The organism is Mesorhizobium sp. P3_A9, assembly GCF_056402975.1.
In genome coordinates this window covers 1-6,323 of the sequence record NZ_JBFUGJ010000335.1, presented here as the reverse complement: position 1 = coordinate 6,323, position 6,323 = coordinate 1, and the positions used below count along the sequence as shown (strand labels likewise).

Here is a 6,323-nt window from a genome sequence, read left to right as displayed (position 1 = left end):
AGGCAATGCTGAGCGCGCCGCCCTGCGACAGGCCGAGCAGGATGAATTTTGGCTCCTCTATCGCAGCCGTCACGGCGTCGAGGTCCGCGTGCCAGGCTTCGATCGAGAGATCGGCGACATGACGATCCGACAGGCCGCAGCCGCGCGGATCGTAGCGCACGAACCGGTTGCGGGCCGAAAGCGCCTGCAGCCATGGCCGCCAGACCGGGCTCTCCAGATCATAGTCGACATGACTCAGCCAGTGCGCCGCCCGCACGATCACCTCGCCCTTCCCGCAGGAGGCGACTGCGATGCGCGTGCCGTCGGCGGAGGTGCAGAACCCTATGCTCTGGCTGAGCTTCATCGCCAAAGGATATCGCAGCAAGGCGCCGTGCGACAGGCCGGCTTCAGAACCGCCCAGGGGAAAAAGGCGCAAGTCTCTCGCTGTTGGGCCGCCGGTCGGCGATGAGGTCGCCGACCAGCCGCGCGGTGACGGCGGCAAGCGTCAGCCCGAGACCATGCCGCTCGAAATGTTCATCGGCCTCCGCGAAAAACTCTCGCCCGCCATCACCGCCGCCGCGACGCTGATGATGGCGCTGTCGATCGTGCKGCTGGTGGTGCCGAACCTACTCACCCGACGCGGCCAAGGCCGGCGGGCAGCAAGCGGCTGAGCCCGCTTCAGCGCCATCGGCAATCCCCGCGAAAAAACAGTGAAACTTTTCGCGCGGCGCTCTCGTTGCTGCTGGCATCGCCTTCCCAAGGCGATCGCAGACCTCCGATCATGCCCCGCCGGCCCTGCCGGTGGGGCCTTTTTTTGAGGCCGTGGCGGGCTGGCAGTACGGAACCATCAAGGAGTCGGGAAGTTTCAAATCGGCCAAACGCTGCGACGTCCGACCGGCTCCAGCGCCAGTCACGATTCACGTCCGTGATAGGTTATTGCGCTGCCATCCGGCAACGAAAGAGCTTTCGCATGGCATACGACAAAACCCCGGGAAGGTTTCAAGCTTCTGTCAGATATATTTTCAGAAAATAGAACTCATTTCACGCGGAGAGCTGGAACTTTTGCCCAAATCCTCCCGTTACACATTTGATCGTTGCTTCGACGGTCACAAAGCAACAGGGAAGGAACCTATCATGAATATCAAGATGATCTGCCTTGGCGCCATGACGCTTTCAATGGTCGCCGGCTCGGCCCTCGCCGCCGGCAACGGCACGTCCGCTCTCGACGACCCGGCCAAGATGCAGCCCTTCTACACCGATTCCAGCATGAAGACGCTGCGCGGCGATGATGATTTCATCAAGGCCTGGAAGGCGCTGACGCCGGACGACCAGACCGCAATGGCGACAGCCTGCGCGGATGAGGCCAAGAACGCCAGCCCGACCAACACCCATCCGGAATTCTGCTCGAGCGTGAAAGCGCACGGCGGCAGCAAGTAAACCTGATCGCCGCAGCCAGGAAACAGCCCCGTTCGCGGGGCTGTTTTGTTTGCCAGGCCGTCGCCGTGGCTTGCCCCGTAAAGGGCGATGGGCAATTGTCGTGCCGTTGGGAATGTCAGCGGGGCATCAGGAATGGAAGCGGTCAGGCGCAAGCGCGGCTTCTTCGGCTGGTTTTTCCTGCTCCTGTTCATCGGCTTCAACATCGTGATGCTATGGGCCGCCGATGTCGGTATGGGTGCCGCGGACAAACTGCCGGGTTTGAGCAGCAACGTCGTCAGCCTCGGCGTCGACCTCGGTGCTGCCATCGGCATCGTTGCCTTTGTCGTATGCTGGGTGATGGGCTTCCTGCTGCTTGGCCTGCTGGCCTACCTGACGCGCGGCCGCAAGGTGGTCGAGCCGGCTCAGTAGGGTCGAACCTGTTTTCGTGCGCAGGCTTCCGGCATGTTGGATCCCGCTGCACGGCGCGGCAGCCTCGTCGCAGGCATCGTTCTTCGCCGCCGCCCTCCCTTGCCTCTCCAGCGCCGCGTCGGCAATAATCCATCATCCCCGGAGAACCCCGATGTCACTCAGCCCCTTGCTCCATGCCTCGCCCGTCATCCAGCTCCATGCGCTGATCGCCATCGCCGCGCTGCTGCTTGGTGCCATGCAGCTTTGGCGCACCAAGGGCGACCGGATGCACCGGGCGCTTGGCCGCGTCTGGGTGGTGCTGATGGCGACGGTTGCCGGCTCCGGCCTGTTCATCTGGACGATCCGGCTGTGGGGGCCGTTCAGCCCGATCCACCTTCTGTCGCTATTGGTGCTGGTGATGCTGTGGCGCGGCGTGCGCGCAGCGCGCGGCGGCAACATTGCCGCGCACCGCCGCATCATGCAGGGCACCTACATTTTCGGCCTGATCATTACCGGGCTTTTGACCTTCATTCCCGGCCGCACCATGTATGCCGTCGCCTTCGGCCCGCAAGGCGCGACGCCGCAGAAGCTGATGGTCTTTGCCGCTTTGGTGGCAGCAGCGGCAGCGGCAGGGCTCTATGCCGCGCGGGGTGCAAGAACCGTGGCCCCGCGCCCGAAAGCATCCCCTGGCCTTTGATCCACCGGCTTTGCGAAACGCGCCGCGCCACGATGCGTTCGTGGCGATTCGGGATTCCAGTTAAACCTGGCCCATCCGATCAATACTGTTCAATTCGCGCTTTACCTGCGGTATCAGACCCCTTCGGCCGAGACCTAAACAAACGGCCGCGATCATATCTGCCCGCATGCTGAAATTGCTTGCCAGTACCCATCCCGGCATCTCGAAAGCATGAAATGAATGGACGCGTTCGCGATGATCTTCACGCGAAGGCCAAGTTGACGCCAAAAACGACTTGACGACGAAAACAATGTGGCGCCCTAATAAAGCTCAGCCTAAACAAAAGTTGCTGAATGGCTCGAAGAGAAGGCTGAACGATCAGGGGATGACGGCACCATGATGGTGCGCCCCGGCGCAAGGTCCGAGGGTTGGGGTCTTCGGTGATGCCGCGCAACAGTCATAGGGTTCGCGGGGGCGAAACCAATGACCTTGGATGTCTGGAACGATCCGGGCGTCACCAGCTTGCTTGCCGAGATCAAAGAGCTCGGCAAGCGGCCTGAGGTGGACGAGTTTTTCTGGCTCAAGGCGATCGCGTCCAAGGCGGCGGGTTCCACCTCCAATGACCTGGAATTCTTCAATGCCGCAGCGCCACCCGAACCGCCTCCGCCGCCCGAAAACGTCTACAGAGTAGCCAACATCGTCCTTCAGGGCGGCGGCGTGCTGGGCATCGCGCATGCCGGCTTCGTCACCGGCCTGGAAACCATTGGGGTTCGCTTCGCCGGCGTTGCCGGCGCCTCGGCCGGCGCCATCATGGCCATGGGCATGGCGGCAGTACGCGGCGACGATCTGCTCAACGAAACCCACAAGGACGTCGTCAACATCGTCAATGCCATGCCGATGAGCGCCTTCATCGACGGCCCCTACCGGACGCGCTGGCTGATCAAGCAGTTCCTGCTCAAGCGACAGTCCTTCTTGCCATCGTCGTGGCCGGCCTGGTTCGGCGCCTTTCGCCAAATTTTGCAAACGCGTGGACTCAACCCGGGCAACGCCTTCGAAGACTGGGTTCGCGGCGTTCTGGCCGAGCGCGGCCTGCGAACCGTAGATGACCTCTTCGACCGGTTGAAGACGATCTCGATACAGCTGAACGCGGCGATAGATGCCGTCAAGAAGCTCGGAAAACAGCCATTGTCGTCTCTGGAGCCGGTAGAAGACGAAGGCAGACATCTGCTTCAGGTGATGGCGGCCTGCGTGCCAATCGGCGTGAAATTCCAGTTTCCCGAGGATGTCAGGTATCTATCCGGCGAGACCGGTACGAACTCGCCGGCGGCACTCGTGCGGGCGTCTATGTCGATCCCGTTCTTTTTCGGGCCAGCCGCCTTTGGCGTCAACAAGACCAGTTGGAAAGAGTTCATCGACAACAAATTTGGTGGACTGACCAGCAAGGACAAGCTGGATGAATTCCGCAACATCGATGAGGTGGCGTTTCTCGATGGCGGGATGTTTTCGAACCTTCCGGTCGATGCATTCAGCGCAATCCTCCCGGACGTTCCGACAATCGCCGTGCCGCTGATGAATGCCACCCCAACCAAGCCCTACCGTCGCCGTGCCCGCCTGAGCAGCCTTGCCGCCGACATCGGAACAGTCGCTTTCATGGTTCGCGATCAGCGCGACCGTGACGCCATTGCCGTGCTGGACCGCAGAAGACAGGTGTTCGAAAGGCGAAAGCTTCAGGCTGGCACCACGATGCCTGCGCAATTCCCGTTCCGTCTCGCGGCCATCAACGTCCAGGACGCCGACTGGCTCAACTTCGCCATGGACGAAAGGGATCAGAGGGACCTGTTCGTGATGGGCCTGGAACGGGCGCGCGATTTTCTGGAACAAGATCTGGGAGGAAGCAATGGGTAGCGATAAAAGCCAAGTTGACGCCACGCCACAGGCCGCTGTGGAAGGTGTGGTGAATGAAACGAAGAATTGCTCGGACCAGGCCAAGGCGCTCTTTCACGCCGTGTATTGTCTGGTCAGCCGGCAGAACAGCCCCGCCATCTTCTACAACGACAAGGGAAATTCGCTGCCGTTGCCGCAGTCTGTCGACGACGTCCCAGAAGAGCGCAAGGCGCTCGCCGCTATCCAGAAGGTCGGCATCTCCAGCGCCGACACCATCAAGGAAATAAACCGCCTTCTCGACCTTGCCAGCGCCAAGCGCATCGCCGAGGAGATGGACATAGTCACCTATCATTCTAACGCGGGGCGGCTGTTTGACAGGGTCAAGGACGAGTTCGGCCAAGGCCTGAAAGTGTTCGAGCAGGATCGGCAGTCAATCGATGCGCAATTGGCGGATATTGGCCGTTTTCGTTCGCCATTGGAGTCGGTGTCCACAAGGCAGGCTCCGGCGAATCCTAACCAGCCCGCCGACGACAGACTGTTGGCCGAGGCCGAGGAGTTCCTCGCTCGCTACCGGAACTTCCTAGCTTACGCCGGGAACTATGCAGATAGGGTCGGTCGCGATTTCTACACCGAGGCTTCTGTCGATGCCTACAAGGAGGCGACGCGGCCCTACGCCATCCGGATCGAGAAAACCGGGCTTTTTGGCGCCAAGTCGGCCCTCATCACCGGTGGATTGACCGGCCTGGTCGTCGCATTTGCCTTGATCGTTTTCGACAACAATCTCGTCTTCAAGAACTGGATTATCCCGACCGCAGCCGTCGCGGCGATTGCAGCCTATGCTGCTTCAGTCATCTTCGAAAAGGCCAGGCGCGACAGCTTCATGAGCGCGTTGCGCGGAACACTTTATGACAGCGTTTTGGAAAACGCTGCCGAACTGCCAGGAGGCAGGGGAAATCAACCCGGCCTCACCAGGATGGACCGAATTCTGAACACCATGAAGGGAAAAAGGTCTGATCAATATTTCAGCTTTAAAAAACTAATATGGAAGGACTTTGAAAAAACTTCTCCAAAGAAAAATATTAGATCGAAACCGCTATCGTCAGAACTCGAAAGCTTCGTTAACACGTCTTCATCAAGAGAAAGTGTAACATTCCTGATAAACGCATTCACATCGATATTTTTTATTTTAGCGATGTTATCGCCATCCTTTTTTTCTGGAACACTGGGCCGCGACAAGCAATTCGCCTTCATTTCGCGAACCACCGAACTCGGCTCATGCGTTCTGGAACGCGGCCGCGTTCTGCTGGCCAGCGGTGGCAGCTATTTTGTCGAGACCCTTGACGGCAGTCCTGTCACAGAGATCGACAAGTCGCTGGTGCTGCGCATCGAGCCCGTCGATCAGGATAGAACAACAGCAAAGCAGGACGATGCGATCGCTCCCCAGARTGATGAGACGGTCGGTCAGGTCGGGCCGCAAGCCAAGGGAATCCAGCCTGCCGAGACCAAACGCGCCGTCTCGCAGTCGAACTTGCCCGATTGCGCCGCGCCGCGCCCCGAGCCGAAGGCGTCGGACCAGGCCGCACTGGTGACGGCCACCGAGAAACTGGCCGGCAGCGTCACAGAGGGGCTGGCCTCGGTCACCAAACAGATCGGCACCGGCCAGGGCAATCCCGCTCTGGTGGGCGCCACCAAGGATCTGGCTGACAATGTCGAGAAGGGACTTGGCGCCATCGCCGACAAGCTTGGCAAGGGCACCGGACAGGACGATGCCTCGCCGCTTGCCAGGCTGGTAGGCGCGACCGGAAGCCTTGCAGCCAACATCAAGGAAGGCGCCGGCCTCATCGCAAGCTCGCAAGCGCCCGCCGCCCCCATCGTCGTGCCCATCATCATCAATGCCCCGCCGGCACCGCCCGGCGCGCCGGAAGCACAGGCCAGTGGCCCAACCTTCATCACCCAGGTC

The 6,323-nt window shown here is 60.7% G+C and carries 7 protein-coding genes; 6 read left to right on the top strand and 1 reads right to left on the bottom strand.

From position 1 onward, the window contains the following. Window positions 1–343: alpha/beta fold hydrolase (locus tag AC1DX0_RS28990; protein WP_477357831.1), on the bottom strand; the 343-nt coding region annotated here is incomplete at its 3' end. Between AC1DX0_RS28990 and AC1DX0_RS28985 the strand changes: the two genes are divergently transcribed. From AC1DX0_RS28985 to AC1DX0_RS28960, 6 genes are all read left to right on the top strand, one after another. Beyond that, complete coding sequence (locus tag AC1DX0_RS28985; protein ID WP_477357834.1) at window positions 291–650, top strand: hypothetical protein; 360 nt, start codon at window positions 291–293, stop codon at window positions 648–650. The genes AC1DX0_RS28990 and AC1DX0_RS28985 overlap by 53 nt on opposite strands. A 463-nt stretch (window positions 651–1,113) precedes the next feature. After that, window positions 1,114–1,416 carry a hypothetical protein gene (locus AC1DX0_RS28980; protein ID WP_477222702.1) on the top strand — a complete coding sequence of 101 codons (303 nt, stop codon included), beginning with the start codon at window positions 1,114–1,116 and terminating at the stop codon, window positions 1,414–1,416. A gap of 132 nt (window positions 1,417–1,548) precedes the next feature. Next, window positions 1,549–1,824 carry a hypothetical protein gene (locus tag AC1DX0_RS28975; RefSeq protein WP_477222703.1) on the top strand — a complete coding sequence of 92 codons (276 nt, stop codon included), beginning with the start codon at window positions 1,549–1,551 and terminating at the stop codon, window positions 1,822–1,824. A gap of 151 nt (window positions 1,825–1,975) precedes the next feature. Beyond that, window positions 1,976–2,500: a DUF2306 domain-containing protein gene (locus AC1DX0_RS28970; protein ID WP_477222704.1), complete on the top strand. Its 525-nt coding sequence runs from the start codon at window positions 1,976–1,978 to the stop codon at window positions 2,498–2,500. 462 nt (window positions 2,501–2,962) lie between these two features. Then, on the top strand, window positions 2,963–4,384 hold the full coding sequence (locus AC1DX0_RS28965; protein ID WP_477222705.1) for a patatin-like phospholipase family protein: 1,422 nt from the start codon (window positions 2,963–2,965) through the stop codon (window positions 4,382–4,384). Then, the coding region (locus AC1DX0_RS28960) for a hypothetical protein (protein ID WP_477357828.1) at window positions 4,377–6,323 on the top strand (1,947 nt) is incomplete at its 3' end. The genes AC1DX0_RS28965 and AC1DX0_RS28960, both read left to right, overlap by 8 nt.

Bases quoted from the DNA above. Each gene is read 5' to 3' on its own strand.
- AC1DX0_RS28980 (WP_477222702.1), top strand. From the start codon at position 1,114: ATGAATATCAAGATGATCTGCCTTGGCGCCATGACGCTTTCAATGGTC.
- AC1DX0_RS28975 (WP_477222703.1), top strand. From the start codon at position 1,549: ATGGAAGCGGTCAGGCGCAAGCGCGGCTTCTTCGGCTGGTTTTTCCTG.
- AC1DX0_RS28970 (WP_477222704.1), top strand. From the start codon at position 1,976: ATGTCACTCAGCCCCTTGCTCCATGCCTCGCCCGTCATCCAGCTCCAT.
- AC1DX0_RS28965 (WP_477222705.1), top strand. From the start codon at position 2,963: ATGACCTTGGATGTCTGGAACGATCCGGGCGTCACCAGCTTGCTTGCC.